This is a genomic window from Alloprevotella rava, assembly GCF_014195585.1.
Lineage (GTDB): Bacteria > Bacteroidota > Bacteroidia > Bacteroidales > Bacteroidaceae > Alloprevotella > Alloprevotella rava.
Map to the genome: position 1 here is coordinate 60,257 of NZ_JACICA010000004.1, position 25,790 is coordinate 86,046.

A 25,790-nucleotide genomic window follows, 5' to 3' on the forward strand; every position below is an offset into this window, starting at 1 on the left:
TGTTATTCTTTTATAGTGCTGCAAGTCTCTACGGAATATCAACGTGTGGCACCTTCGTGAGATTTTCTTTGATGTCCTCATTGCTGAGCGAGTAGTTTTGCAGATCGCCAGAGATGAAGCTGTCGTAAGAAGGCATATCGATGAGGCCGTGTCCGCTCAGGCAGAAGAGAAGAACAGGCGCGCTCCCTTCTTCGTCGGCTTTCTTTGCTTCTCGGATAGTAGCAGCAATGGCGTGACAGCTCTCAGGCGCGGGAATGATACCTTCCGCTTGTGCAAAGAGTAGACCAGCGTTGAAAGCTTCTAATTGAGCAATGTCTACACCGTGCATGTGACCATCTTTGATAAGTTGCGAAACCAGCGTTTCCGCACCATGATAGCGAAGTCCGCCTGCGTGAATGTTGGCCGGTTTGAAGTCGTGTCCCAGCGTGTACATGGGCAGAAGTGGTGTATAACCAGCCTCGTCGGCAAAGTCGTATTCAAATTTCCCTCGCGTTAGTTTAGGGCAACTTTGGGGCTCTGCTGCGATAAATTCCGTATTGGGGTGCGTGCCGTCAAATACGTGGCGCATAAAGGGAAAGGCCAGACCGCCGAAGTTGCTACCGCCACCGAAACACGCGATAACTTTGTCGGGATATTCTCCCGCCATTTCCATTTGTTTTTCTGCTTCCAATCCGATGATGGTTTGATGAAGCGTGACATGATTAAGCACACTTCCCAACGTGTATTTGCAACCTGGCGTTGTTGTGGCCAGTTCGATGGCTTCACTAATGGCTGTGCCGAGTGAACCCGTATGGCGAGGGTCGCGCGTAATAATGTTTTTGCCGGCGCGAGTACTCATGGAGGGAGAACCCTCTACGGTAGCCCCAAAAGTGCGCATAATCATGGAGCGATAAGGCTTTTGTTGCATGGTGAGTTTCACCTGATAAACGGCAGCTTCTAAGCCATAAAGACGCGCAGCATAGGAGAGAGCTGCGCCCCACTGCCCAGCACCTGTTTCCGTTGTTACATTAGTGTCGCCCTCCTGCTTGCAATAGTAGCACTGAGGTATGGCCGAATTGACTTTGTGCGAGCCGAGCGGATTGACTGACTCGTTTTTGAAATAGATGTGTGCCTTTGTGCCGAGAGCTTTCTCAAGGGCATAGGCACGCACAAGTGGGGTAGAGCGATAGAAAGTGTACTTCTCTTGCACTTCTTCAGGGATGTCAATCCATTTGTGCTCTGTGTCGAGTTCTTGTTTGGCACATTCGTGATTGAAAATACGTGTCAAATCCTCGACAGATAACGGCTCGCGAGTGGTTGGATTGAGAGGAGGCAGAGGCTTATTGGGCATATCTGCCAATATATTATACCATTGCTTGGGTAAGTCTTGTTCTGCCAAATAAAACTTCTTTTGTTTCATGAAAAGATAAGCGTTTAAGTGTTGTTTCTTTTAGTTTGTGTAAGCACATGTATGCAGTATCTTTAAGACAAAGCAGTTACTATTGATGGCTAATTCTGCACATCATGCTTTTTATGTTATTTTGGCGACTGTCTAATATGGTTTGGTTCCGCATTTTCCCCTTTGTTCATTGATGCGAACTTCATCGCTGAAAACCCATTCTCCAGGGCGTGGAGCGCGTGCTTGGAGGCGGATGTAGCGTGCTTTTTTTGTACCAATCCATCTCCAATGAACGTAGAGCGGTTTATTATTCGGTTCACGCGGTGTTCCTTTTTGGAAAATCTCGCGGAAGTTGCGCCCATTCTTAGAAATAGAGATGCGAAAATCTTCTGGAAGATAAATCCACGCTTCACTATTCTGCAAAAATTCCATGTCAATATTGTGAACTGCTTTCACCTTGCCAAGATCGAGCGTTAAATCCATGCAATAAGGCTTCTTTATCGTGTCGGTGGATTGGCAAAAGCCTTGCCAGCGGCCGTCTGTGTGACTCCAACCTCCATAAGTGCCATCTATGAGGGCCTCATTTCCGCCAGCAGGGTAATATGTACTAAAAGGTCGGTGATAGACTACCTTTATGTCGGCCGCTTGAGAGTTTTTTGGATTTCGACTTTCAGGACGTTCGCCTACTTCTTTGCGTAAATCAAAATAGTGGATGTCTAGACTATCCAGATGGGGGTATTGGGTGATGATGCTTTTACGGAAATGGCTGATGTCGCTAATGCGCCCCTTTAGTCCTATTTCAGCGATGGCTAACTCTCGCGGATAGAGCATATACTCTGCGTGTTCTGGCGTCTCAACAAATTCTGTCCACAGATTTCCTTGCAGGCCTAGAATATAGCTGCGTTCTTCTGCGCTCAATCCTGCTGCAGGGTCAAAACTAGCTACGTTGTTGAACGTATTGTAGCCACCAATCCCCGTGGGTTGCAGGTAGGGCGCATCTTGATGATAGTCAAAATAGCAGTGACTTGTAGGGCTCATGATTACCTTGTTGCCTTGGCGGATAGCTTGGCGAGCTGCCGCAGCATTTCGCCATACCATGATGGTCGCTCCAGTAAGCGTGGTGTCCTCCAATGCTTCGTCCCACGCAATCATCTCTTTCCCTTTCTGAGTTAGGAATCGTTGTATGCGCCGAATGAGATAGCCTTGCAGGTCGTTCACATGATTAAAGCCCAGTTCTTTCGCTGTTTGCTGACAGCGCGTACATTTCAGCCAAGTATCTCTACTGGCTTCGTCGCCGCCGATGTGTATCCAGCGCGAGGGGAATATCTGTATCACTTCTTGCAAAACATTTTCAAGAAATGTGTAAGTAGCTTCATTGGATGGACACATATCAGCCTGTGCTCCTTCATTGCCCACGCATTTTAGTTCGGGATAAGTGGCCGTTACTTCTTCACTATGGCCCGGCATCTCTATTTCGGGTACGATGGTGATTCCCCTCTCTTGTGCGTAGGCCACTAAAGCGCGCAGTTCGTCCTGCGTATAGTAGCCACCATAAGCTGCAGAGTCGCCTTCGTGCAGATAGCGGCGATCTCCGCCTATCCACCATTTGTGCCAATCCGATTCCGTGCGCCATGCCCCGATCTCTGTGAGACGTGGATATTTCTTTATCTGAATACGCCATCCTCCCGCATCAGTGAGGTGCAGGTGCAGGCGATTGATTTTGTGCTCGGCTAAGAAATCAATCTGCTTCCGTAAGAAATCAGTGGTGAAGAAATGACGCGAAAGGTCCAGCATACAGCCTCGCCACGAATAGGCAGGAGAAATTACGTTTTCTTTCTCTTGAGCTTGCACAAGAGAGGTGCAAGAAAGAAGAGCTCCAACGCACAAAGCTCTTGCTATGTTGCGTAGAAATGAAAAAATAGTCATAATTATAAGCTTTAGTATGCCACGAAGTTACTGTTTTTACTTGGATTTTTATGAATGTATAAGATTTATCCGTATCTTCGCCCTATAAAAGTAAGTTTATTATGTCCGGAACGATTCAACAACTACAGCGTGCGTTGCGTAAGGCCGCATCGAAATTTCCCCTTGAAACGGAGAATTTCCCGATGACAGATATCATCCTGCAAGTGAAGCAAGAGGGTGGGGAGCTTTTGATTTTTGATGACAATGAAGAAGAGCTGACTCGTTGCGTTGTGGAAGAATGGATTGGTGATACTTCGGAAGACTTCTACGAGCGCATCCAGCCTGTACTAAAAGAAGCCATTTTAGATATTAAAGAAGAAATGGATTCTCTGAACGTGCTCAAACCTTATTCTTTTGTACTCTTCGACGACGACAATTCTGCTGTGGCCAATCTCTATCTGGTAGATGATGATCTTATTCAGTTAGATGGCGAATTGCTGCCAGGACTTGACGAAGATCTCGAAGGCTTCTGGGAGGCGTTGAGTAAGGAATAGTTTAGGAATCGAGTAGCAGACAGGCGTTGCGCTTTAGTTCCTGGAGGATTGGTAGCTTCTCTCTGTTTCAGCAATCTATCTTTTCTTACATTTGGGACAAATCCCCTTCATCATATAGTTGACACTTTTGGTGAGAAACCCTTCCGGCGTTGTTACAAGCGGAATGGGCGTTTCTTCCAAACAATAGGTTTGATGACATTCTTCACAGTAGAAATGAACGTGCATATCATCATCTCGTCCTGATTTATCGGAATGGCCATGACAAAGTTCATATTTCACGCCGTCGCTACCATCTTCGAGCACATGGACCAAATGCTGTTGGCGGAATACCGTCAGAGTTCGAAAGATGCCAGATTTGTCGATGGAGGGAATCTTCTGAACCAAATCTGAGAGCGAGAGAGGGTGGGACGCCTCCGATAGTGCTCTGGCTATGATAAGGCGATTGGCCGTTGGGCGTATTTCGTGCTGAGCGAAGAGTTCTTCTATGTCTGTGTACATGATTCTACGGCTTTGACTACAAAGGCAAACTTTTTTACTTGCAAAGCAAAAGTAAGAAAAAAAACTATCAGACCATTTATTGCATCCTAGCAAACTGAAAGAATGACTACTGAGCGGAAAATCATCCATGTTGATATGGACTGCTTTTTTGCAGCCGTTGAGCAGCGCGACAATCCAGAGTTGCACGGCAAACCTGTGGCTGTTGGCAACGATGAAGAGCGCAGCGTTGTCACTACTGCTAGCTACGAGGCGCGTAAATTTGGTGTGCATTCTGCCCAATCCGTTCAAGTGGCCAAACGCTTATGCCCATCGCTCATTATCGTTCCGTGCCATTTTGAGAAGTATCGAGCTGTGAGTCGTCAGATAAGTGAGATTTTCCATGATTATACGGATCAAGTAGAGTTTTTGAGTGTTGATGAGGCTTTCCTGGATGTGACGGAAAACAAAAAAGGGATAGAATTGGCAGTGGATATTGCGCGCGAAATAAAGACCCGTATTCAGGAAGAGCTCCAATTGACGGCTTCTGCAGGTGTGAGCTATTGTAAATTGCTGGCAAAGATAGCCTCGGATTATCGCAAGCCCGACGGACTTTGCACCATTCATCCCGATAAGGCGCTCCGCTTTATTGCTCATTTGCCTGTTACAAAACTATGGGGCGTAGGGCCTAAAACGGCAGAACGCCTTCATCAGATGGGAATATATACAGGGGAACAACTTCGAGAATATTCTTTACATAGTCTAACACAAGCCTTTGGGAAGATGGGGCAAGTGTTCTATAATTTTGCACGCGGTATTGATGAACGGCCCGTGGTGACAACGCGTGAAGCCAAGTCAGTGGGATGTGAACATACCTTTGAAAAAGATTTACAGACGCAGGCGTCTGTGATTATTGAATTATACCATGTCACGCTGAAACTTGTGGAGCGCATCAAGAAGCATAAGTTTGAAGGTAGAACTTTGACATTGAAAGTGAAATATGCGGACTTTACGCAAATCACTCGCAGTTTGACACGACAAGAACTCTTGCGTACAAAGAAGCAAATTCTTCCTTTGGCAAAGCAACTATTGGCCAAAACTGACACTTCCCGTCCTATACGCTTGCTTGGCCTTTCCGTGTCGTCACCGAAGGAAGAAGACGTAAAAAAGCTCGAATGGATTCAGTTGGAGTTTGATTTTGGTGATGAAAGCACTTGGTTGGGTGGTACTTCTGAACCATAATTTTTGCAACTTTCTTAGGAGATTTTTCACCTTTTTCAGTACAGTGGCGCGTGTTATTTATCGAATCAAAAATATCCTTATTGCGTTTGAAAATACAATAAGGATGTCAGCTGACAGAATAAGGCTATCAGCTGACGCGCTTATTGTATTTTTTGTGATGATAAGGAGCGAAGAAATTATGACGAGATATGCTCTTTCCCGCATCTTGTTTTTTCGTTGTCACATCGTTACGTTGTCACACTTGATAGTTAAAGTGTTGAAAAAGTTTGTATTACAAACGTGATAACAGTGTGACAACAACCGACAGCTCAAAATTTTGTTGTCACGCATATAAGTGTTTCTAAAAATCCGCAACGCCTGTTGTTAGGCGTTGCGGATAGAGAGTTGAGATCTATTGAGAATTTTATAAAAGATCAAAAACAGGAGAAGGGGATCAGAGAGGGACTAATGATAGTTTCTGCCCTTATCCACGCTTTCTCTGCGATAGCTTTTGCCTCCTATTCATTGTTTGTCTTCTCAAGAACTTGTGTGAGGATTTCGGGTAGTTCCCAATCACAGTCTTTCATTTCTTCAAGTCGTTTTTTGCCTGCTGCTGATAGTGAGAAGTACATTTCGCGTTTGTCAGTCTTTCCCATAACACGCGAGATGAGTGCTTTTTTTTCGACGGCGCAGATAATTTTTGAAGTGTTGGAACATGTCAATCCTAAGGCTTCAGCAATTTCGCCCGATGTCAAACTTTTATTCTCGGACAACAGGCAAAGGAGCATTCCTTCGTTGATATTTATGCCATGAAGCTTTTGCATTTCTTGTTCCAAAGCCGTGATGGCACGATAGATGCTGCGCAAGCGGCAGATACATTTTTTGTCCATGTTTATTCTTTAAATAAAGAGGTTTACATTCGCATCTTCAGCGCGTTGCATATAGGTGGCAACGCCGCCTATACTTACTCCATCGATGAATTCTTCTTTGTCAATTCCCATCATATCCATCGACATCTGACACGCAATAAACTCAACACCGTTGGCGAGCGCTTGATCACGTAGCTCCTCAAGCGAGTTGATATTTTTCTTGCGCATAATGTGACGAATGAGCCGATCGCCAATACCCAGCATGCTCATCTGAGAGAGGTGTAGGCTTCTGGAGCTCTTGGGGAGCATCCACGAAAACATTTTACCGAAGAAATCTTTTTTCACCTTTGGTTTCTTTTCGCGTTTGAGAACGTTGAGCCCCCAGAAGGTAAAGAAAATAGAAACTTTATGTCCTGTGGCAGCTGCCCCGTTTGCTAAAACAAAGGTGGCAAGGGCTTTGTCGAGGTCGTCGCTGAACATGATCAGCGTTTTGTTTTTGCTATTGCTGGCAGTGTGAGATGTGCATTCTACTGGAGCGTTCTTTTCGATGACCACAGTGTGATAACCTTTTTGGATTGTACTTGTGATGAAGTTGTTTCCTGTTGTTTGACACCACGCCTCGGCATCACGCGAAAATCCAGCGTCTGTAGCTACAATCTCAATGCGTTCGCCAACCTGCGCTTGGTCCATAGCATTTTTCAACTTCATGATAGGGCCAGGGCATTGCAGTCCGCACGCATCTATTTTTAGAGTAGATATGCAGGGCTTTGTAGTATTTATTTCTAGTTGCTTCTTCGGAGTAGAAGCAATATAAATAGGTGCAGTAGCAAGAGAGTAAATCTGATACCCGCCTGAGAGATTTCGCACCTTCTCAAAACCATGCCCTTGAAGGATTTGCAGTGCTAAATAGCCGCGTAGTCCAACTGCACAGAACACTACGATTTCTTTGTCTTTTGGTAGTTCGTTGATGCGCTCGCGCAGCTCGTCCAAGGGGATGTTTACAGCCCCTTGAATTGTACCTAATCTGTATTCACCAGGAGTTCTGACATCAAGAAGGAAGGTCTTATTGAGATCGAGACGGTCTATCTCTCTCCAATAAATGACAGGCATTGCACCACTTATGATATTATGAGCCACATAGCCAGCAATGGCTATTGGATCTTTTGCAGAAGAGAAAGGTGGTGCATAAGCCTGCTCTACGCGCATGAGGTCTTCTACAGTACCTCCATTCTTTATGACAAGTGCGATTTGATCAATGCGTTTGTCCACTCCATCATGTCCCACACATTGCGCACCAAATAAGCGTCCTGTCTTGGGGTCGAACGTCAGTTTGGTAGTTAGACGGAAAGAGCCAGGGTAGTAGCCAGCGTGCGCCGCCGAAATAGTTGTGGAGCTAGCATAAGCAATTCCTGCTTGTTTCAACCGCTTTGCGGGCAGCCCTGTTGTAGCCACCGTGAGATCGAAAACCTTTGCAATGGCAGTTCCTATGGAGCCTTCGTATTTTTCTACTTTCCCCCTTACCATATTGTCTGCCACAATGCGCGCTTGCCGATTGGCAGGACCTGCTAGATAGTTGAGCCAGTTTTCTCCCGTGATGGGATGGGGGAATTCGATTGCATCTCCCACAGCAAAGATGTCGGGGATGGATGTTTCTAAATACTCGTCCACTTGGATGCCACGCCCCACTTGGATGCCAGCTTCGGAAGCGAGATTCGTAGAAGGGCGAACACCGATGGATAGCAGCACGAGATCGGCATCTATGTTTTCACCATTTGCAAGGCAGACACGGATACGATTGTCGATTTGCTCAAAATGGTCTACGCCTTTTTCAAGATAGAGAGCAACGCCCTTATCCGTCAGATGGCGATGAACGTATGAAGCCATGGAGAAATCAACTGGTGCCATGACTTGGTTGGCCATTTCAACAATGGAAACCATTGCACCGGCTTCTTGGAGGTTTTCAGCCATTTCCAATCCTATGAAACCTCCGCCCACGACAACCGCACTCTTTACTTCGTGTTCCTGGAGATAGCTTTTGATACGATCGGTGTCCTCCACATTTCGGAGAGTAAAAATTCCCTCAAGGTCAATTCCCTTTAATGGTGGACATATAGGTGTAGCACCAGGTGAGAGCAAGAGGCGGTCATAACTTTCTTCATAGCAAGAACCATTGGCTTTGCGCACCGTTACAGTCTTGCTGTCGGGATGAATAGTTATGGCTTCGCTGCAAATGCGTACATCCACGTTGAATTGTCGTCCGAAAGCTTCGGGAGTTTGAACAAAGAGTTTTTCACGTTGGGCTATTACGCCACCTATATAATAAGGGAGACCACAATTTGCATATGAAATATGTGGCCCCTTTTCTAAAAGGACAATCTCTGCCTGTTCGTCAATGCGGCGGATGCGGGCCGCAGCTGTTGCTCCGCCTGCCACACCGCCAATGATAAGGTGTTTCATTTATTTCCTACGTTTTGCGACGAACTTATTTAAGCAGAATGTCATTAATAGCGCGTTCAAAGTCGCTCTGTCGCATTGCGCCAGTTGCCATTTGCGGTTTCTCATTCATCGGAATGAATAAGATGGAGGGGATGGACTGGATGCCAAAGATTGCAGCAAGTTCTTGTTCTTGATCAACGTCTACTTTAAAAACATTGATACGTCCGTCGTACTCTTCCGCAATCTTTTCGAGCACTGGAGCTGTAGCTTTGCAAGGGCCGCACCATGTAGCGTAGAAATCAATGATGGCTGGCTTGTCACCAAGATATTTCCATTCTTGCGGATTCGTATCGAAGTCCATAATTTGCTTCTTGAAGTCGAGAGTTGTTAAGTTTTGTACACTCATAGTTCTTTTCTTTTAGTGGATTATTTAGTTCTAAATTTTATTTTCCTCTGGAAACTTGTGCAAAAGTATATATAATATTCTGATAAAACAAATTTCCTTTGGAAAATAATTTAGTTATGCAAGAAAAGGCAGGAGAAATCCCTCTTCTTCTGTGCTCTCTTGACGAAAATATAGGGAGAAAGCATGGGCGAAGTCAGGAGGGGGTGGAATACAAAAAACTATCAATTGAAAGGAGTCGAGCCTTTAGTTGATAGTTTTAGGATTATGATTTCTGTGTGAGAGTTGTTTAGCGGCCGATGGAGAAATACTCAAAGCCTGCTGCTTGCATATCCGACGGGTCGTAAATGTTACGGCCATCGAAAACAATAGGACGATTCATTGAGCGGCGAACAACTTCCCAAGAGGGTAATCGGAATTGTTTCCATTCGGTCAGGAGTAGGAGCGCATCACTACCTAAGGTGGCATCGTAAATATCCTGTGCGTAGTAGACACTATCGCCAATACGGCGCCGACATTCGTTCATGGCAGCAGGATCGTAAACGAGAACTTTGCATCCAGCTTCGAGGAGCTTTTTGATAGTGACAAGCGATGTTGCCTCGCGCATATCGTCAGTTTCAGCCTTGAAGGCTAAGCCCCAAAGGGTGATAGTCTTTCCCTGTAAGTCGCCATTATAGTAGGCGTTTAACTTATTGAAAAGTACGTTCTTTTGAATTTCGTTAACTGCCTCTACAGCTTGCAACACCTTCATGGGGTAACCTTTTTGCTCGGCTGTTTTGATGAGTGCCTTTACGTCCTTGGGAAAGCAAGAACCTCCATAGCCGCATCCAGGGTAGAGAAACTTTGAGCCGATGCGTGTGTCAGAACCTATGCCTTTTCTAACGGCATTTACATCTGCTCCAACGAGTTCGCAGAGGTTGGCAATGTCGTTCATGAAAGAGATACGCGTGGCCAGCATAGAGTTGGCTGCATATTTTATCATTTCGGCACTGGGAATGTCTGTGAAAATCACGCGAAAGTTATTGAGGAGGAACGGCCGATAGAGTTTAGTCATCAGTTCGCGGGCGCGTTCGCTTTCCACACCTACAACTACGCGATCGGGCGACATGAAATCTTTAATAGCGCTTCCTTCTTTCAGGAATTCAGGATTGCTAGCCACATCGAACTCTATATTTTTGCCGCGTTTTTCAAGCTCTTCTTGGATCGCCGCTTTTACGCGAGCTGCCGTTCCAACGGGGACGGTTGATTTTGTGATTACGACAAGATAATGGTTTATATATTGTCCCACTTCGTGCGCCACATTGAGTACGTAGCTAAGGTCGGCACTTCCGTCTTCGTCGGGAGGTGTTCCTACAGCACTAAATACTGCTTCTACATCGCTTATGCAGTCACGCAACTGAGTGCTGAAGTGTAAGCGGCCTTCTCTGTAGTTGCGAAGCACCATCTCGTCTAGACCTGGCTCGTAGATAGGGATGATTCCTTTTTTGAGTTGTTCAATCTTTTCCTGATTTATGTCAACGCAAGTTACCTCAACGCCCATTTCAGCGAAGCAAGCTCCACTGACTAGTCCAACATATCCTGTTCCGACAATGGCTATTTTCATTTTTCTTAGGATTAGTGAAAAGAAACTATTGTAATGAAATTATGCGAATTCTCTCTTGAAAAGAAAAAATTCGCATAATGATAAAACATTTGTCTTGCAATGAGCAAATGAGTTTATTTTTGAGCCGGAGCCTGCTGTGCAGGAGCAGCGGGAGCTGCACCCTTTTGTTGCGTAGGAAGTTCAGGCATATTAACCTTCATGTCGGTCACAACGGTGCTGGCACGAGATGCTTCGGGTTTTACATAGACTGTTGCAACGCTCAGAACAACGAGCAAAGCAGCCAAAGTCCATGTGGCCTTCTCTACAAAGTCAGTTGTCTTGCGTACACCCATGATAGCGTTAGATGCAGAAAAATTGGAGGCCAAACCGCCACCCTTAGATTCCTGAATCAGTACGATGAACGTCAGCAGAACGGCTACGATTACAGCCAGAATGACGAATACTTGATACATTTTTATCTTATTTTTTATGTTTATTATTTGCGATAACTTTCTCTAAGAACCTAATTTGGTCTGCAAAGTAAGCATTTTTTTTCGGATAAACCAAGTTTAGTTTTCTGATAATTTCGATTGCCTTTTCGAACCGTCCTTGTTTGATATAGATACGTGCGAGCGTTTCCGTGAAAAAGTTTTCACTGATTCCCTCATTTTCTTCGGCTTGTTCTTCAGGAAGTTCGGGCGTAAATTCGGGCTCTTCTTTCAGTTTGATGCGACCTGGTTTAGCGATGAAGTTTTCCACGAGTGCCTTGCTTCGTTGGTTTCGTGTAGAAGTAGGCAGAACTTTTTCTTCTTCTTTGGGCTCAGCATCGTCAAGTTGCAGAAGGAAGGCCGTATAATCTGTTGTGGCGTCAGCGGCGGTAGGCTGTCGATGCGGTGTTTCAGTATGTACGGGTTCTTCTTGCAGATAGTTGTCAATGAGAGAGTGTGCACGTTCACTTCGATTATGTGGAGTTTGAACAGGTTGTGTTGGCTGTTCTGTGGATGGCGTGTTTTTGATATCAAAAGGAGTGCCTTCGAAAAGATGAAAGAGAACACGGCGATCGGGCAGGAAAAGTGCTGCACGGCGCAGTTCCTCCCCGAAGCTAGGTTCGTGAAGCAGAAAGAGATTCTGCAAGAACAAAAGGCGCGCTGCAGCATAGTAGGGGTAGCGTCCCACAAGTTCACGAAGCTTGTAGAGAGAATCTTTGTCGAGACGTTCTGGATGATCTATGTAGGCAGAAATTTCCATTCGTATTATATAGGTACGGACGAATTACCAGTCGGCAACAGTGGCGTTAAATATCTGATCCGTCAGGTCGGCAATCATTTCCGTTACCAGACGTTCTTGAACGGTGGCCAACTGCTGTGAGGAATCGTATTGAGTAGTGGCGGAGAATTGTTTCTCCCAACTTTGGTTTGTCTTGTTGTTTTGGAAGCGGATATTGACAGTTATGCGCAGTTGAACTTGTGACGCAAAGCCATTAGCAGATACGGCTTTGTTGTACTGGTCGTATGCTGTTATTTCTCCCGAGATATGGAGGTCGCCCCCGCGCTTAACGAGGCGCAGGCGAGTCTGATTGGCATAGATGTCCTGCAACTTATTGTTGAACATGCTTTCCATCGGTGCCCAACCATAAGGTGCACGATTCGGAACTTTATCTATTTGAATAGACTTGATCACGTCGTAGTTGATGGACGTTCCAGTAAGCTGATATTTGATGCTGCAAGCTGAAAGCAAGAATAGCATCATACAGAGCAGTAGGTCTGACAGATGTCGTTTAGCTTTCCAAACCATAATCTTTTATTTTGCGATAGAGCGTACGTTCAGAAATTCCCAGTTGATCGGCTGCCGGTTTACGATGTCCACCGCAGCGTTCCAGTGCTTTTTGGATAGAAAGCTTTTCTTGATCTTCCAGCGAGAGGAGTTGTTGCGTTTCATTATCGTCCACTTCTTCCACATCATCAAAATAGGAGGGAGTAACCTTCATCGGCTGATCATCTTTGTGGTACAACATAATGTCACTACTCTCTGACGGCACTGTTTCTTGGCGGCCATGAACAGTTCCTTGCAGGAGATTCTCATTGACCACCTTTTTCAGTTCTGTCACATCGCGTCGAAGATCGAAAAGTATCTGATACAGAATTTCTCGTTCGTTTTCAAAGCTACGTTCCGCCTTTTTCTTTTCCACAACAGCCAGCTGATTGTGTTTTTGCTCTTCCGGGAGATATGTGCGTAAGATTTCTGGCGTTATCTCTCTTGCTTCTGCCGTTACAGACATATTTTCGGCAATGTTCTTTAGCTGCCGCACGTTTCCAGGCCACGAGTAGGCCTTTATCATGTTTCGAGCTTCTTCTATTAGGCGGATGGGCGGCATTTTGTACTTCTCGCTCATCTCCAGCGCAAATTTGCGGAAAAGTAGTACTACATCTTCCCCACGCTCGCGCAGAGGGGGGACAGCGATGGATACACTATTGAGGCGATAGTATAAATCTTCGCGGAATTTACCTTCTCTGATGGCTCGCTCCATATTAACATTCGTAGCGGCAACAATGCGCACGTCTGTCTTTTTCACTTCGCTAGCCCCCACGGGGATATATTCGCCGGTTTCCAATACACGCAGTAGGCGCGCTTGGGTCTGCAAAGGCAGTTCGCCCACTTCATCAAGGAAGAGCGTACCACCATTGGCCACACTGAAATATCCCTCACGCTTCTCGATTGCTCCCGTAAAAGCTCCTTTTTCATGTCCGAAGAGTTCGGAATCAATAGTGCCTTCAGGGATAGCTCCACAGTTCACGGCAAAATATTTCTTCGTCTTGCGTGTACTATGGTCGTGAATGATGCGGGGGAAAACCTCTTTACCCACGCCATTCTCGCCTTGGATGAGGACCGAAAGATCGACGGGGGCAATCTTGAGCGCCACATCGATGGCTCTATTCAAGCCTTCGTCGTTGCCCACGATATTATAGCGCTGTTTGATTTTTTGAAGTTGGCCTTCGTTCATATTAGTCGAAATTGGAGTACAAAGTTAAGCAATAATCAATAAACCTATCGTTTCCTTTTGCTGATTTTTGGGCAGATGGTAAATTTCAGTGAACGTATCTCTTTCTTACTTGTGTCCCTTTGTTTTGGAAAATAAAATAAGGAAGCGGGCTCTTGTTCGTCAAAAGATATCTAATTTTGCACCGTATATAAAGGATAAAACAATGATGGTATATGGAAATAGAGAAGACGGCTGTAAGGGTCCAACAGGCATCCTTTCTGCTGTCTTTTGTCTTTTGTTGCTCCTCTCTTTTCTTTCCGCCTGCGGAAAAGGAGAGAAAAACAGTGCAGCAGAGAAAGCGTCCGACACAGTAAAAGTGGATACGACTGCTCTTCTTGTGCGTCAGATTAGTAATTGTGTGCGGCTCTACACCACGGAGTACCAATATCATAAGATTGTAACTTACAGCGATGAGCCCCGAATCGCTGGAAATTTGGGTTCGGCAAATTTCTCAATACCTACGCGTTTGGGAGAGCGCAAGATAGCGATACCGATCGATGTCTCTGTGAAGGCTTATATTGACTTTGCTTCATTCAGCCAAGCCAATATTGAGCGTTCCGATTCGGGGATTGTCATTGTGCTTCCCGACCCTCAAATTGTTGTCACAGCCTCCAAAATCGATCATGCAGCTGTTCGACAATATATTGATCCCCTCCGCTCGCGATTTTCAGACCAAGAGATGATGAGCTTTGCCCGCCAAGGTGAGGATAGCATTGTTAGCCACATGGACAAAGCCGCCATTCTTGCTTCGGCGCAGACTGGGGCGGCGCGCATCTTGCTTCCCATGCTCCACCGAATGGGCTATACGGAGCACAAAGCCACTATTTCTTTCCGTCACGACCTCACGCCCGAATCGCTACAAAAGAACATCACCGTCCAACGTTTGCAATAATCCGCTATGAATGAACTTGATAATCGTCCGCAAGCATCTAGCTTCGGCAAGATATGCAAAAAAGTTTGGGACAAACTTGTCTATTTTTTGCAGTTTGTAGTCTACACAATGATAAAAGGCTGGCAAATATGGCTCATTATGGTTTGCCTCGTAGTGGCTGCCATATTTTTCCGTCAATGCCGCGATGAAAGAAACAGCGGTAATAAGCTTGCCAGTCTACGCCTGGAGAAATCGACAACGATAGATGTGACGCCCGAAGAAATTCGAGCCATTCGCAATATTGAGCAATGGGAATTTCTTTCTATTGAAACCGAAGAGATGGCCGAGCTCTATAAAAAGAACGCACTGTCAGTATCCCAATTGTCCGCCATCTATAGTGGCACGCTTCGTTTAGGCGTGGATATGGCGAAAGCTCCCGACCATTGGTTTACGGCCAAAGGAGATACCGCCGTTCTCAACTTACCCGCCGTGGGACTCCTCGATAATCATTTTATTGATGAGGCGCGCACGCGCACATTCTATGAGTCGGGTACATGGACTGCTGCAGAGCGCGAAAGTCTCTACCAGAAAGCTAGAACTCAAATGCTGAAACGCTGCCTCACAAAGGCTAATTTGCTGACTGCTCGCCGAAACTCTACGGCACATTTCAGTCAAATGTTTTTCAACTTCGGCTTTAAGTTTGTCATTATTCAATATGGTGTGCGCTTCAACTAACTAATAGAATTGGACGCGTGCTGTTTTTTTACTGTCCGATAAATTTACATACAGGTTTCTCAATATAGAGGGCGAGTGGCGCTCTCGGATAGATGAATTGCTGCAAGAAAGGCTTTGACGGGATAGTCCTTATTAGATTTTTCTTTGTTTTTTATGCTTTATAACATAAAAATAGTGTGGTTTTTCTTTTAGTTGGGCGTTTTTCTCCTTATTCTGTCGGCTGATACAATAAGGATGTCAGCCGATAGCCTTATTGTATTTGAAATTTCCCTTATTGTATTTTTAATTTCTCAAGGAGAAAATAAAATTTGTAGTATAGAAATTAGAAAAAGCTCCTTTTTAGTGGTGTTTCAAATTTGCGTTTTTTCGAGTTGCTGGCAGAAATGTTGGATTTCGCGGCATTCTCGGAGGCGTAGAATGCGAATATTATTGATAAAAGCGTTTCTTCTTCACGCTATGATAAATGTGCGGTTTGCTGTGTGTAGGAAACTGTTGTTTATGAAAAAGAAAAATCCACAATGCTCAAGAGGCATTGTGGATAGAATGGATGTGTGGAAGTTGGGCAGGCTGCTACTGAATTGTAGCTTAGTTCTGCCGGTCTGCACATTTTAGAGATTGGTCTTGAAGAACTCGGAAATGCGTGTCATCAAGTGGAGGCGTGTGTTTCCGCCTGAAATGAAATGATTTCGGTTCGTATAGATTTGCATTTGGAATTGCTTGTTGGCTTGAACAGCTGCCTCTGCCCATTCAGCACAATTGCGGTAGTGGACATTATCATCGGCCGTTCCGTGAATCAACAAGAGATTGCCGTGGAGTTTCTCTACGCGGTTGATCGGGTTGATATTGTAGCCTTCGTTTTCTTTTGGAGTGCGCATATATCGCTCTGTGTAAACCGTGTCGTAGTACTTCCAATTGGTGGGAGCAGCCACAGCTACGCCAGCTTTGAATACGGGGCGGCCTTCGCTCATGGCCATGAGTGTGTTAAATCCGCCGAAACTCCAGCCCCAGATGCCGATGCGGTTTTTGTCAACATAGGGGAGTGTGCCCAAATACTGCGCTGCCTCAACCTGATCTTTGGACTCCAGTTCGCCAAGTTTCAGATAGGTGCATTTTTCAAACTCAGAGCCGCGAGCACCTGTGCCGCGTCCGTCGACGATGACGAAGATGTAGCCCTGCTCGTTCATGTAGCTTTCCCAAATACCGCCTCCGCTGAAGCCTATCTTCCAGTTGTCGGCCACTTCTTGAGAGCCAGGGCCGCTATATTGGTACATGATGACGGGATACTTCTTTGTGGCATCGAAATTCTTAGGTTTCTGCATCCAGCCATTGAGCTGAACGCCTTCGCTCGTAGTGAAGGTGAAGAACTCCTGCTGGCCCGTGAAGGATGCCACCTTTTCTTTCAACTCTTTGTTGTCCAAAAGTGTGGACAGTGTCTTTCCGTTGCCATCGCGCAGGGTGGTGACATAGGGCGTAGTGCTGTTTGACCACACGTTCATAAAGTAGTTGAAGTTTTTGGAGAAGGTAGCGCTGTTCGTGCCCGTTTCAGTGGAGAGTTTACGCGTACGTCCGTTTTTGTCGTTCATGTAAACCGAGCGGCGCAGTGGGCTTTCCTGTGCCGACTGATAATAGCAGTTGCCCGTCTTCGGGTCATAGCCGTAGAAAGTCGTTACGTCATAGTTGCCTTGCGTGAGAGGCCGCACGAGTTGTCCGTTGAGATTGTAGAGATAAACGTGCTGGTAGCCGGTGCGGTCGGAGATAAACGTGAATTGTCCAGGATAGAATGTCAAAGCGTCATAGGCACTCTCTTGAATATATTTAGTGCCATTCTCGCGCAGAGCCAGTTTGGCTTCTGTTGAACGCGGATTGACCATATAGATGTCCATTCTGTCCTGATGGCGGTTGAGTGTGACCACAGCCAGACGGTCTGGGTCGCTCGTGAATTGTATGCGTGGAATATAACCGTCAGAATCTACGGGGACGGCCATCGTTCGTGTTACGCGATTCTTTATATCAAAGGTTTTGACGGAAACTTCCGAGTTTTTCGCGCCTGCAACAGGATATTTGTAGTCGTATGTACCTGGGTATTCGTCGTATTGCTTGAGAGTGGGGTGAGAGCCCTTGAATTCTTGGATAGAATAGATGGGCACTTTGCTTTCATCATAGCGAATCCACGCCAGCATTTTGCTGTCGGCCGAGAAAGTGAAACTACAATTTGTGGAGAACTCTTCCTCGTTGACCCAATCAGGGATGCCATTGAGTACCTCGTTGAATTTTCCATCTTTCGTAATTTGGCTCTCGGCGTTGTCGAAGAGTAGTTTGACGAGGAAAAGGTTGTTCTCGCGCGCAAAGGCAATCATCGTTCCGTCGGGGGAGAAAACGGGCACTTGCTGCGGGCCGCCTTCGCTCAGATGGGTGAAACGATTGTTTTTAACGTCGAAGATGTAGTATTCGGCTGTGAACGAGCGGCGATAGATGCTTTTCGTTTTTGTCTGAAGCAGGATGCGACTTTCGTCAGGTGACATGATATAGCCGTCGATGTGCTCCACTTTGATGGGCCCACGGGCTGTGCTGGCATTGAAGAGCGTACCGATTTCCTCGCCATTCTTAAAAGAGCGGCGAATGATGCGGCGAGAGTCTTCCGAAAGTTGAGTGTAGCTGTTGCCATCATTGGCAGGGCGCACACCATAAATGCGGTGCGCGTAGTAGCGACCAGACGTGATGTCCTTCAGATTGAGCGGTTCGCTCTGTGCTGCAAGGTTGCCTACGGAAAGAATAGCACAAGTGGCCAGTACGAGTAATTTGTTCATAAGTGTTTATGTTTCAGGGTTCAAACAGAATGGTGAGAGCCTTTCTGCTCGTAAAGAATTACGTTTGCGAAGTTAATACTTTTTCTTAACTTTGCAAAGTAGTAAATCAGTGGTATAGGACAAGTTGGAGGTTCGCAAGTGCCTGCGACGAGGAGTGATAAACGAACTTTTGACCACATGCGGTTTTGTCCGTCTTTTCGTTCTACATCTTCAAAAAAGCAGTTATGGAAAATGAAAATATAGGCCGTTACGGCTTCTGTGTGGAGCCTTATACAGAAGATGCCACGGGACATGTAAGCCTGAGTTTCTTAGGAAATCAGATTTTGCGTTGTGCTGGTATGCACGCTACGGCACATGGCTTTGGCTATGAGCAACTCATTGAGCAAAATCTCGTTTGGGTGCTCTCGCGCTTAGTGCTAACATTTGAAGATCGCCCGAAAACGCTTGAACATTATACTATCTCAACGTGGGTGACAAAGGTGTATCGCCAATTTACGGAACGTCTCTTCCGCTTGGAGGCAGAAAGCGGTGAACCGATGGGATATGGTTTCAGCATTTGGGCAGCTATCGACTACAAAACGCGGCAGCCCATCGATTTGGAGAAACTTCCCGATGGTGGCTTTAGTTCTGTTCTTCTACCCAAGGATGATTTCCCCATCTCTGGGGCAGGGCGCGTCAGAGTGAAGAGTGAAGAGCCCGTTTATCAGTATCGAGCTGGTTTTAGCGACTTGGATATTAACGGACATGTCAATTCAATGCGCTATTTGGAAATGATTCTCAATCTCTTTTCAGCCGACTTTCATCGCACACATCAAATACGTCGCATAGAACTTCAGTTCTGCAATGAGAGTTATTGCGGCGACACGTTGCTACTCTTTAGAGAGGATAGAAATGAGAACGTTTGCGATGTGGAAATTCGCAAGGGGGATGCCGTTATAGTAAGAGCGGAAATCGAAACAGCTGCTCTTTAGAAAAATAGAAGGAGGAAGTTAGCATCTCTGCCAGCTTCCTCCTTTTGTTTCATAAATATGTCTTTGAAAAGCAAAAGATAGTTCCTCTTTATCTCATAAGTAATTTGAGATTAGTGGGACTTCTTTCTTCTTAGTTGCTTAATTACTTTTTACTTGGTTCTTTATCGCTTTGGCCAAATGGATTCTCCAGTTTGACACGTACCCAAGATTCTGTAGCAGGTCCGTTTCTACCTTGTAAGTGGTATGCAACGCGTAGTCGGTCAGGCGTATCAAAGGAGTAGTTCAAGGTATTTGTAGTATTCTTCTGCTGAGGGTCGAAAACATTGGTCTTGACTTGCTCGGTGTAAGTATTATCCGAGTTGATAACGTAGCTTCCCTCAATAGTCTGTACAGTACGCCCATCTTTGTTGGTCATAAGAATGACGCTGAACGTCCCATCACCGCTGATGATTTTCCATACAGGAATCAGTATGCGGTTGCCTTCTTGCGTGATCATTTCTTGTTGCCAAATGCCGAGCAATGGGTGAGAATGTTGCGCATAGGCCGTGAGTCCTACGATGAAGGCTAACGAGAGGATAATGTGTCTAAATTTGTTCATGATTAACTGTGTTTAGGTTGATATTTTGTGCAAATGTACAAGTATTTCGGTGGTATTACAATTTTCGCTTATCTTTTTTCAGTAAAATCTTATAACTTTGTCTGCACAAATAAATTTCAGTGTTGAAATGAAAAAAATACTTCTTATTGCTTCTTGTCTTGCATTGTTAACGATTGCCAGTTGCGGCAAAAAGAATAAGACAGAAGCAGATGCAACTCCAAAGTCTTTAGCGGCAGCTACAACGGGAGGTGTTAACGAATCAACTACTCCGCTTAATCGCACCGATACGTTGCGCATCGGAGGCCACGTGTTTGAAATTACAACGAACCGACAAACGGATAAAAGTTTGCCTACTATCAAAGACGAGACGGATGTAGTTTTCTACGACAATAAGGTGGATGTGCGCATTGTGCGCGACGGCGAAGAAATGTTTGCAAGAACGTTTACGAAGAAAGACTTTGCTGATAAAATTTCGGCTACTGATGCCGCTTGCGATGTCATGCAGGGAATGGCGCTTGATAGGGAACATTCTTCAGCGCAGACTATTGTGTTGGGAGCACAAATAGGCCAGCCAGGATTGGATGGTGAAGGCCCAGCTTTTTCTGTAAGTGTTTCTCTTGATGGCTCTGTCGCAATCCGTAGTGTGTCCAATCAAGTGACAACGAAAACCGACATGGAGGGCATGGACTAAAAGTTATTGCACCATATCTTTATTATTTTGAACAAGAAAGAGGATTCTGTCTCCGCCCTTGTGGTTGGACAGAATCCTCTCTGCTATGGAATCGTAAGTTTTCTGCTTTTATTTTACGTTATCAAAGGCCTGTTGGAGGTCAGTGATAAGGTCGTCGATGTGTTCCGTACCGATGCTGAGGCGGATAGTACCTGGGAAAATGCCTTGACTGGCTTGTTCCTCTGGCGTTTCCTGCGAATGAGTGGTTGTAGCGGGATGAATGACAAGCGATTTTAGATCTGCTACGTTGGCCACTAATGAGAAAATCTGCAAACTATCGATGAATTGCTGTGCAGCCTTTTTTCCGCCTTTGATTTCAAAGGTAAAGATGCTGCCAGCTCCTTTCGGGAAGTAGCGCTGATAGAGATCGTGGTTGGGGTGTTCCGCCAAACTTGGGTGATTCACCTTCTCCACCAACGGATGTTGCTGGAGAAAATCCACAACCTTTAGCGTGTTTTCGACATGACGCTCTACGCGCAAGGAAAGAGTTTCAAGCCCTTGAAGAAGTGCCCAAGCGTTGAACGGACTAATGGCAGCTCCTGTGTCGCGCAATATGAGTGCGCGGACGCGTGTCACGAAGGGGGCGGGAATTTCTCCAAACTTCAGGCCATGATATGAAGGATCTGGATCAGTGAATTGAGGAAATTTATCGCTCTTTGCCCAGTTGAAAGTACCGCCATCAACGATCACACCGCCCATAGAAGTACCATGCCCACCGATAAACTTTGTGGCACTGTGGATAACAATATCTGCTCCATGCTCGATAGGACGTATCAGATAGGGAGTGCCAAACGTGTTGTCAATCACGAGGGGTATTCCGTTGCGATGTGCAATATCGGCCGTAGCTTCGATATTTGCAATGTTTGAATTGGGATTGCCCAGCGTCTCGATGAATATGAGTTTTGTGTTGGGCTGAATTGCTTTCTCAAAAGCCTCTAAGTCGTCTGAATCTACAAAAGTTGTAGAAATTCCGAAACGGCGCAGCGTATGCTCTAGGAGGTTGTAAGTTCCACCGTAGATTGTATTAGATGCCACGATGTGGTCGCCTTGGTTGGCTATATTGATGATGGAGTAGCTTACAGCTGCTGCTCCAGACGCCAAGGCCAAAGCACCAACACCGCCCTCAAGGGCAGACATGCGTTCTTCAAAAATGCCTTGTGTCGTATTATTCAAACGGCCGTAAATATTACCTGCTTTGCTGAGTGTGAAGAGATCTACAGCGTGTTGGAAGTCGTGAAAAACGTATGCAGATGTTTGATAAATAGGTACAGCACGACTATCGCTCGTGGGGTCGGCTTGCTCCTGTCCTACATGAAGCTGAAGCGTCTCAAAATGCCATTTTTTGTTACTCATAATTATTGTGTTTCTTTTTTGTTCTGCTTTTTTGTTCTGACTGCAAAGATATATAATAATAGAAATATATACCAAGCGGTTTTGTTAATTTGAAATATCATACTATATTTGTGCTCTTGAAAAGGAAAACGAGTAAGTCTCCTTATTTTTCTTCCTATCTGAATAGAATTTTATTCTTTTTGCAGTATAGAGAAATAAGGTGAAGGATTGCTTGCTCTAATGGACATTAAAAAGAAAACAGAATGGGAACGGACAAATTAGACAAGACCGACTTGCAGCTTTTGCGCGTTTTGCAGCAGAATGCACGGATGACGACAAAAGAGCTTGCTCAAGAAGTAAATCTTTCGACAACTCCCGTGTTTGAGCGCTTAAAACGCTTGGAACGTGATGGCATTATTAAGAAATATATTGCGATTCTTGATGCGGAAAAGCTTAATCAGGGATTTACGGTATTCTGTCAAGTGAAGCTCAAACAGATGAATCGCGACATTGCGCGAAATTTTGTAGATGTCATTAAAGGTATTCCAGAAGTGTCAGAATGTTATAATATCTCTGGTAATTATGACTATCTACTCAAGGTTCATGCCACAGATATGCGTGCTTACCAGTCGTTTGTCATCAATACGCTGGGCGGAATAGAAAGCTTAGGTTCCATCGAAAGTACTTTCGTGATGGAAGAAATCAAACAAAGTTATGGCTTGTACTTCTAAGCCCTCAGCATCTTTATTGTATTCTCAAATACAATAAGGCTGTCGGCTGACATCCTTATTGCGTCAGCTGACACAATAAGGATATTTTCGTGTTCTAATAATCACGACTAGGCATAGATGGGGAAGTGGAAAAACATTTCTCCGTTTCTTTTTCGTAAGAAATAGGGGAGGTCTTACAACGAAAAAGCCTTTCAAGCTGAGCTTGAAAGGCTGATCTTTTTACCATGTAGGTAGCTTTACTTAAGCAGCAACAGTCTGAACAGAGTCACCCTTAACTGAATCAGTAGCTACAGTGCTGTCATTTGCAGTAGAATCGTTCAGAGAATCAACAGCAGATACGCTATCAGAATCAGTAGTAGCAGCGTTGTTGTCTGTTTTGTTACCGCAAGAAGCGAAAGAGATAGCAGCGAAAGCTACGAACATGAAAACTAACTTTTTCATTGGTTTTGAATTTTTTAAATGTAAAACAATCAATTGCCTTTATTAAAACGATGCAAAGGTACGGACTTTTTATATCCATGCAAGAGTTTCGGTATTTTTTTTTGTATAAAAATGCAGTTTTAACAATAAAAAGTTATTTTTGCTATTAGCAACTAGCAAAAATGGGGGTATTAGAGGCTGTTTTTTCCTTTTCAGCCTAATCGCTAACTTTATTGTATCTTTGCATGTGAAATTTAAAAGAGATAATTTCCTTGGATACATATAATATATTAAAGGGAAAGAAAGCGGCCTATCAAACATTGGGCTGCAAACTGAACTTTGCCGAGACGTCTTCGCTAAGTGATGCGCTGTGTAAACAGGGGGTAGAGCCAGCGGCAGACGGAGAGCATGCAGATATCTGCATTATAAATACTTGCAGTGTTACAGATGTTGCCGACCATAAGTGTCGGCAAGCCATCAATCGCCTAACTCGTGAAAATCCCGGAGCTTTTGTTGTTGTTTTAGGCTGTTATGCCCAGTTGCAGCCCGAAAAGATTGCAAAATTCCCTGGAGTGGATTTGGTTGTGGGTATGGAGCAGAAAGGAAATGTAATCCACTATCTGCAAGAAGGACTAGCCCAACGCATGGCTTTAGAGCAGGGCGAAAATATTCACGAGGCCTATGCTGTTCCCACTAAGGACATACAAACATTTGTTCCCAGTTGTTCGCGTGGCGATCGCACTCGCTATTTTATCAAGGTGCAAGATGGTTGCAACTACTATTGTACTTATTGTACCATTCCCTTTGCTCGCGGGCGAAGCCGAAATGGTTCTATCGCGTCGTTAGTGGGGCAAGCAGAAGCCGTGGCAGCAGAAGGCGGAAAAGAGATAGTGATTACTGGTGTGAATATCGGAGATTTCGGTCGTTCTACGGGCGAAGATTTCTTCAGTCTTGTTAAGGCTTTAGATCAGGTGGAAGGAATTGAGCGTTATCGTATTTCTTCTATCGAGCCGAATTTGATTACGGATGAGATTATTGATTTCTGTGCTCACTCGCGTGCTTTTATGCCGCATTTCCATATTCCTCTTCAGAGTGGTTCGGACGATGTTCTCAAGCTGATGCGCCGCCGCTACGATACAGCTTTCTTTCGTCAGAAGATGGAGCGAGTGAAAGCGGCCATTCCTGATGCCTTTATCGGTGTGGATGTTATAGTTGGTACGCGCGGTGAGAGGGATGACTTCTTTGACGAGGCTTATGAGTTTATCAAGAGTTTGGATATTGCCCAACTTCACGTTTTCAGCTATTCCGAACGTCCAGGTACAAAGGCTTTGGAGATACCTTATGTGGTGTCGCCGCAAACTCGCCGTGAACGCAGCCAGCGTTTGCTTAATCTCTCGGAAGAGAAGCGAAAAGCGTTCTATTCCAATTTTATAGGTAAAGAACGCCCTGTACTTTGGGAGCACGCTAAGCCCGGACATCCCATTCATGGTTTTACAGATAATTATATCCGCGTTGAATTGCCTTTAGGTGTTGAGATGCCCGATAATACCGTTTCGGTTGTCACTTTGGGCGGCTTTACAGCTGACGGGCAGGCTTTGACAGTGAGATAAGAATGTATAGGACTATTCGAGTTTGCCCGAATAGTCCCTTTTAGTTTTATACAAATACGAACGTAATGACACGCATTGCAGTTGTTATTCTGAATTGGAATGGGGCGGCCATGATGCAGAAGTTTCTTCCTTCAGTGATAAAGAATAGTGAAGAAGCCGAAGTGATTGTTGCTGATAATGGTTCAACAGATGATTCTGTTGAAATGTTGAAGCAGAAATTTCCTTCCGTCCGACTTATTCTCTTGGACAAGAACTATGGTTTTGCAGAAGGTTATGATAAATCGTTAGAGCAGGTAGAAGCTGAATACTATCTGCTGCTAAATTCTGACGTGGAGGTAACGCCGCATTGGTTGCAACCGTTGTTGAACTATATGGATAAGCATCCTGAAGTGGCCGCTTGTCAGCCTAAATTGTTGGCGGAACGTGAGCGCGACAGTTTTGAATATGCTGGTGCTTCGGGTGGCTTTGTCGACAAATATGGTTATCCTTTCTGCCGCGGTCGAGTTTTTGCTGATGTAGAGAAAGACTGTGGACAATACGATGATATAGCTCCTATCTTTTGGGCTACTGGAGCTGCCTTGATGGTGCGTAGTGTTGATTGGCACGAAGTAGGCGGACTGGATGCGCGTTTCTTTGCCCACATGGAGGAGATAGATTTCTGTTGGCGATTGCGTAGTCGCGGCCGAAGTCTTGTGTGTGTGCCCGCGAGCGTTGTTTATCATGTGGGCGGCGGCACGCTCAATGCTGGTCATCCGCGTAAAACTTTTCTCAATTTCCGCAATAACTTGCTGATGCTTTATAAGAATTTGCCAGAGGCAGAACTGAAGCCTGTCATGCGAATAAGGGCTATTCTTGATTATGTGGCAGCTGCAAAAATGCTACTTACCGATGGTTGGAAACACGCTAAAGCTGTTTATGATGCGCGCTGTGAGTTTCACCGACTGAAACCAGATTTCCAACTCTCGCGCCAAGAAAATTTGGCAAAAGCCATTCAGGCAGAGAGAAATACTAACCCCATTCCTGAGCGCATTTCTCAAAGCCTTTTGTGGCTCTATTATGCGAAGGGAAAAAAGAAGTTTAGTGATATTTTTCCGAAAGCTCGTTCCTGAATTTCTTGTAATTC

General features: G+C 45.2%; 24 protein-coding genes. 9 read left to right on the forward strand and 15 right to left on the reverse strand.

The annotated features are described in order from the left end of the window. Positions 1–28 precede the first annotated feature (28 nt). Positions 29–1,399, reverse strand: coding sequence for a TrpB-like pyridoxal phosphate-dependent enzyme (locus FHS60_RS05030; RefSeq protein WP_183695875.1), 1,371 nt, complete (start codon positions 1,397–1,399; stop codon positions 29–31). Between the two features lie 132 nt (positions 1,400–1,531). Further along, positions 1,532–3,304, reverse strand: a complete 1,773-nt coding sequence (locus FHS60_RS05035; protein ID WP_183695878.1) for a glycoside hydrolase family 20 protein — start codon at positions 3,302–3,304, stop codon at positions 1,532–1,534. 101 nt (positions 3,305–3,405) lie between these two features. Here FHS60_RS05035 and FHS60_RS05040 point away from each other — a divergent pair, with 101 nt between their 5' ends. Next, entirely contained in the window at positions 3,406–3,837 is a 432-nt protein-coding gene (locus tag FHS60_RS05040) for a hypothetical protein (protein WP_009346879.1), read from the forward strand. Positions 3,838–3,912: 75 nt separating this feature from the next. Here FHS60_RS05040 and FHS60_RS05045 read toward each other — a convergent pair whose 3' ends face one another. Continuing rightward, positions 3,913–4,335 carry a Fur family transcriptional regulator gene (locus tag FHS60_RS05045; RefSeq protein WP_009346878.1) on the reverse strand — a complete coding sequence of 141 codons (423 nt, stop codon included), beginning with the start codon at positions 4,333–4,335 and terminating at the stop codon, positions 3,913–3,915. Positions 4,336–4,437: 102 nt separating this feature from the next. Between FHS60_RS05045 and dinB the strand changes: the two genes are divergently transcribed. After that, positions 4,438–5,553, forward strand: coding sequence for a DNA polymerase IV (gene dinB / locus FHS60_RS05050; RefSeq protein ID WP_183695881.1), 1,116 nt, complete (start codon positions 4,438–4,440; stop codon positions 5,551–5,553). A 497-nt stretch (positions 5,554–6,050) separates the two neighbouring features. On the opposite strand, the gene FHS60_RS05055 is transcribed toward dinB, so the two are convergent. The 8 genes from FHS60_RS05055 to FHS60_RS05090 all read right to left on the reverse strand — a co-directional run bounded on the left by FHS60_RS05055 (position 6,051) and on the right by FHS60_RS05090 (position 13,823). After that, on the reverse strand, positions 6,051–6,422 hold the full coding sequence (locus FHS60_RS05055; protein ID WP_183695884.1) for a MarR family winged helix-turn-helix transcriptional regulator: 372 nt from the start codon (positions 6,420–6,422) through the stop codon (positions 6,051–6,053). A 9-nt stretch (positions 6,423–6,431) separates the two neighbouring features. Then, positions 6,432–8,858, reverse strand: coding sequence for a DsrE/DsrF/DrsH-like family protein (locus tag FHS60_RS05060; protein ID WP_183695887.1), 2,427 nt, complete (start codon positions 8,856–8,858; stop codon positions 6,432–6,434). Positions 8,859–8,883: 25 nt separating this feature from the next. Further along, positions 8,884–9,243: a thioredoxin gene (gene trxA / locus FHS60_RS05065; protein ID WP_183695890.1), complete on the reverse strand. Its 360-nt coding sequence runs from the start codon at positions 9,241–9,243 to the stop codon at positions 8,884–8,886. A gap of 286 nt (positions 9,244–9,529) precedes the next feature. After that, positions 9,530–10,843: a UDP-glucose dehydrogenase family protein gene (locus FHS60_RS05070; RefSeq protein WP_183695893.1), complete on the reverse strand. Its 1,314-nt coding sequence runs from the start codon at positions 10,841–10,843 to the stop codon at positions 9,530–9,532. 113 nt (positions 10,844–10,956) lie between these two features. Then, on the reverse strand, positions 10,957–11,295 hold the full coding sequence (secG, locus tag FHS60_RS05075; RefSeq protein WP_183695896.1) for a preprotein translocase subunit SecG: 339 nt from the start codon (positions 11,293–11,295) through the stop codon (positions 10,957–10,959). Between the two features lie 7 nt (positions 11,296–11,302). Beyond that, positions 11,303–12,070, reverse strand: a complete 768-nt coding sequence (locus tag FHS60_RS05080; RefSeq protein ID WP_183695899.1) for a tetratricopeptide repeat protein — start codon at positions 12,068–12,070, stop codon at positions 11,303–11,305. Positions 12,071–12,094: 24 nt separating this feature from the next. Then, positions 12,095–12,616, reverse strand: coding sequence for an LPS assembly lipoprotein LptE (lptE, locus tag FHS60_RS05085; RefSeq protein ID WP_183695902.1), 522 nt, complete (start codon positions 12,614–12,616; stop codon positions 12,095–12,097). After that, complete coding sequence (locus FHS60_RS05090; protein ID WP_183695905.1) at positions 12,600–13,823, reverse strand: sigma-54 interaction domain-containing protein; 1,224 nt, start codon at positions 13,821–13,823, stop codon at positions 12,600–12,602. The genes lptE and FHS60_RS05090 overlap by 17 nt, the downstream gene beginning before the upstream one ends. A 202-nt stretch (positions 13,824–14,025) precedes the next feature. On the opposite strand from FHS60_RS05090, the gene FHS60_RS05095 reads away from it, so the two are divergent. Together FHS60_RS05095 and FHS60_RS05100 are read left to right on the forward strand one after the other, a co-directional pair. Further along, a complete protein-coding gene (locus FHS60_RS05095; RefSeq protein WP_244957439.1) occupies positions 14,026–14,754 on the forward strand; it encodes a DUF4230 domain-containing protein in 729 nt (242 codons plus the stop codon). 6 nt (positions 14,755–14,760) lie between these two features. Then, positions 14,761–15,468: a DUF4230 domain-containing protein gene (locus FHS60_RS05100; RefSeq protein ID WP_183695908.1), complete on the forward strand. Its 708-nt coding sequence runs from the start codon at positions 14,761–14,763 to the stop codon at positions 15,466–15,468. Positions 15,469–16,076: 608 nt separating this feature from the next. Here the strand turns inward: FHS60_RS05100 and FHS60_RS05105 are convergent. Further along, positions 16,077–18,275, reverse strand: a complete 2,199-nt coding sequence (locus FHS60_RS05105) for a S9 family peptidase (RefSeq protein WP_183695911.1) — start codon at positions 18,273–18,275, stop codon at positions 16,077–16,079. A 224-nt stretch (positions 18,276–18,499) separates the two neighbouring features. On the opposite strand from FHS60_RS05105, the gene FHS60_RS05110 reads away from it, so the two are divergent. Further along, positions 18,500–19,246, forward strand: a complete 747-nt coding sequence (locus FHS60_RS05110; protein WP_183695914.1) for an acyl-[acyl-carrier-protein] thioesterase — start codon at positions 18,500–18,502, stop codon at positions 19,244–19,246. A gap of 142 nt (positions 19,247–19,388) precedes the next feature. Here FHS60_RS05110 and FHS60_RS05115 read toward each other — a convergent pair whose 3' ends face one another. After that, positions 19,389–19,844: a DUF4488 domain-containing protein gene (locus FHS60_RS05115; protein ID WP_183695917.1), complete on the reverse strand. Its 456-nt coding sequence runs from the start codon at positions 19,842–19,844 to the stop codon at positions 19,389–19,391. Between the two features lie 127 nt (positions 19,845–19,971). Here FHS60_RS05115 and FHS60_RS05120 point away from each other — a divergent pair, with 127 nt between their 5' ends. Further along, the gene (locus FHS60_RS05120) at positions 19,972–20,535 is read left to right on the forward strand and encodes a DUF4738 domain-containing protein (RefSeq protein WP_183695920.1); all 564 of its coding nucleotides are present in this window, start codon (positions 19,972–19,974) and stop codon (positions 20,533–20,535) included. A 108-nt stretch (positions 20,536–20,643) separates the two neighbouring features. Here the strand turns inward: FHS60_RS05120 and FHS60_RS05125 are convergent, their stop codons facing one another. Then, positions 20,644–21,927 carry an O-acetylhomoserine aminocarboxypropyltransferase/cysteine synthase family protein gene (locus tag FHS60_RS05125; RefSeq protein WP_009346862.1) on the reverse strand — a complete coding sequence of 428 codons (1,284 nt, stop codon included), beginning with the start codon at positions 21,925–21,927 and terminating at the stop codon, positions 20,644–20,646. Between the two features lie 242 nt (positions 21,928–22,169). Between FHS60_RS05125 and FHS60_RS05130 the strand changes: the two genes are divergently transcribed. Beyond that, positions 22,170–22,637 (forward strand): Lrp/AsnC family transcriptional regulator, encoded by a 468-nt coding sequence (locus tag FHS60_RS05130; RefSeq protein WP_183695924.1) that lies wholly within the window; start codon positions 22,170–22,172, stop codon positions 22,635–22,637. A gap of 240 nt (positions 22,638–22,877) precedes the next feature. Here FHS60_RS05130 and FHS60_RS05135 read toward each other — a convergent pair whose 3' ends face one another. Beyond that, the gene (locus FHS60_RS05135) at positions 22,878–23,078 is read right to left on the reverse strand and encodes a hypothetical protein (RefSeq protein ID WP_183695927.1); all 201 of its coding nucleotides are present in this window, start codon (positions 23,076–23,078) and stop codon (positions 22,878–22,880) included. Positions 23,079–23,329: 251 nt separating this feature from the next. On the opposite strand from FHS60_RS05135, the gene mtaB reads away from it, so the two are divergent. Further along, positions 23,330–24,667 carry a tRNA (N(6)-L-threonylcarbamoyladenosine(37)-C(2))-methylthiotransferase MtaB gene (gene mtaB / locus FHS60_RS05140; protein ID WP_183695930.1) on the forward strand — a complete coding sequence of 446 codons (1,338 nt, stop codon included), beginning with the start codon at positions 23,330–23,332 and terminating at the stop codon, positions 24,665–24,667. A gap of 65 nt (positions 24,668–24,732) precedes the next feature. Further along, positions 24,733–25,776, forward strand: coding sequence for a glycosyltransferase family 2 protein (locus FHS60_RS05145; protein WP_183695933.1), 1,044 nt, complete (start codon positions 24,733–24,735; stop codon positions 25,774–25,776). Positions 25,777–25,790: the final 14 nt, after the last annotated feature.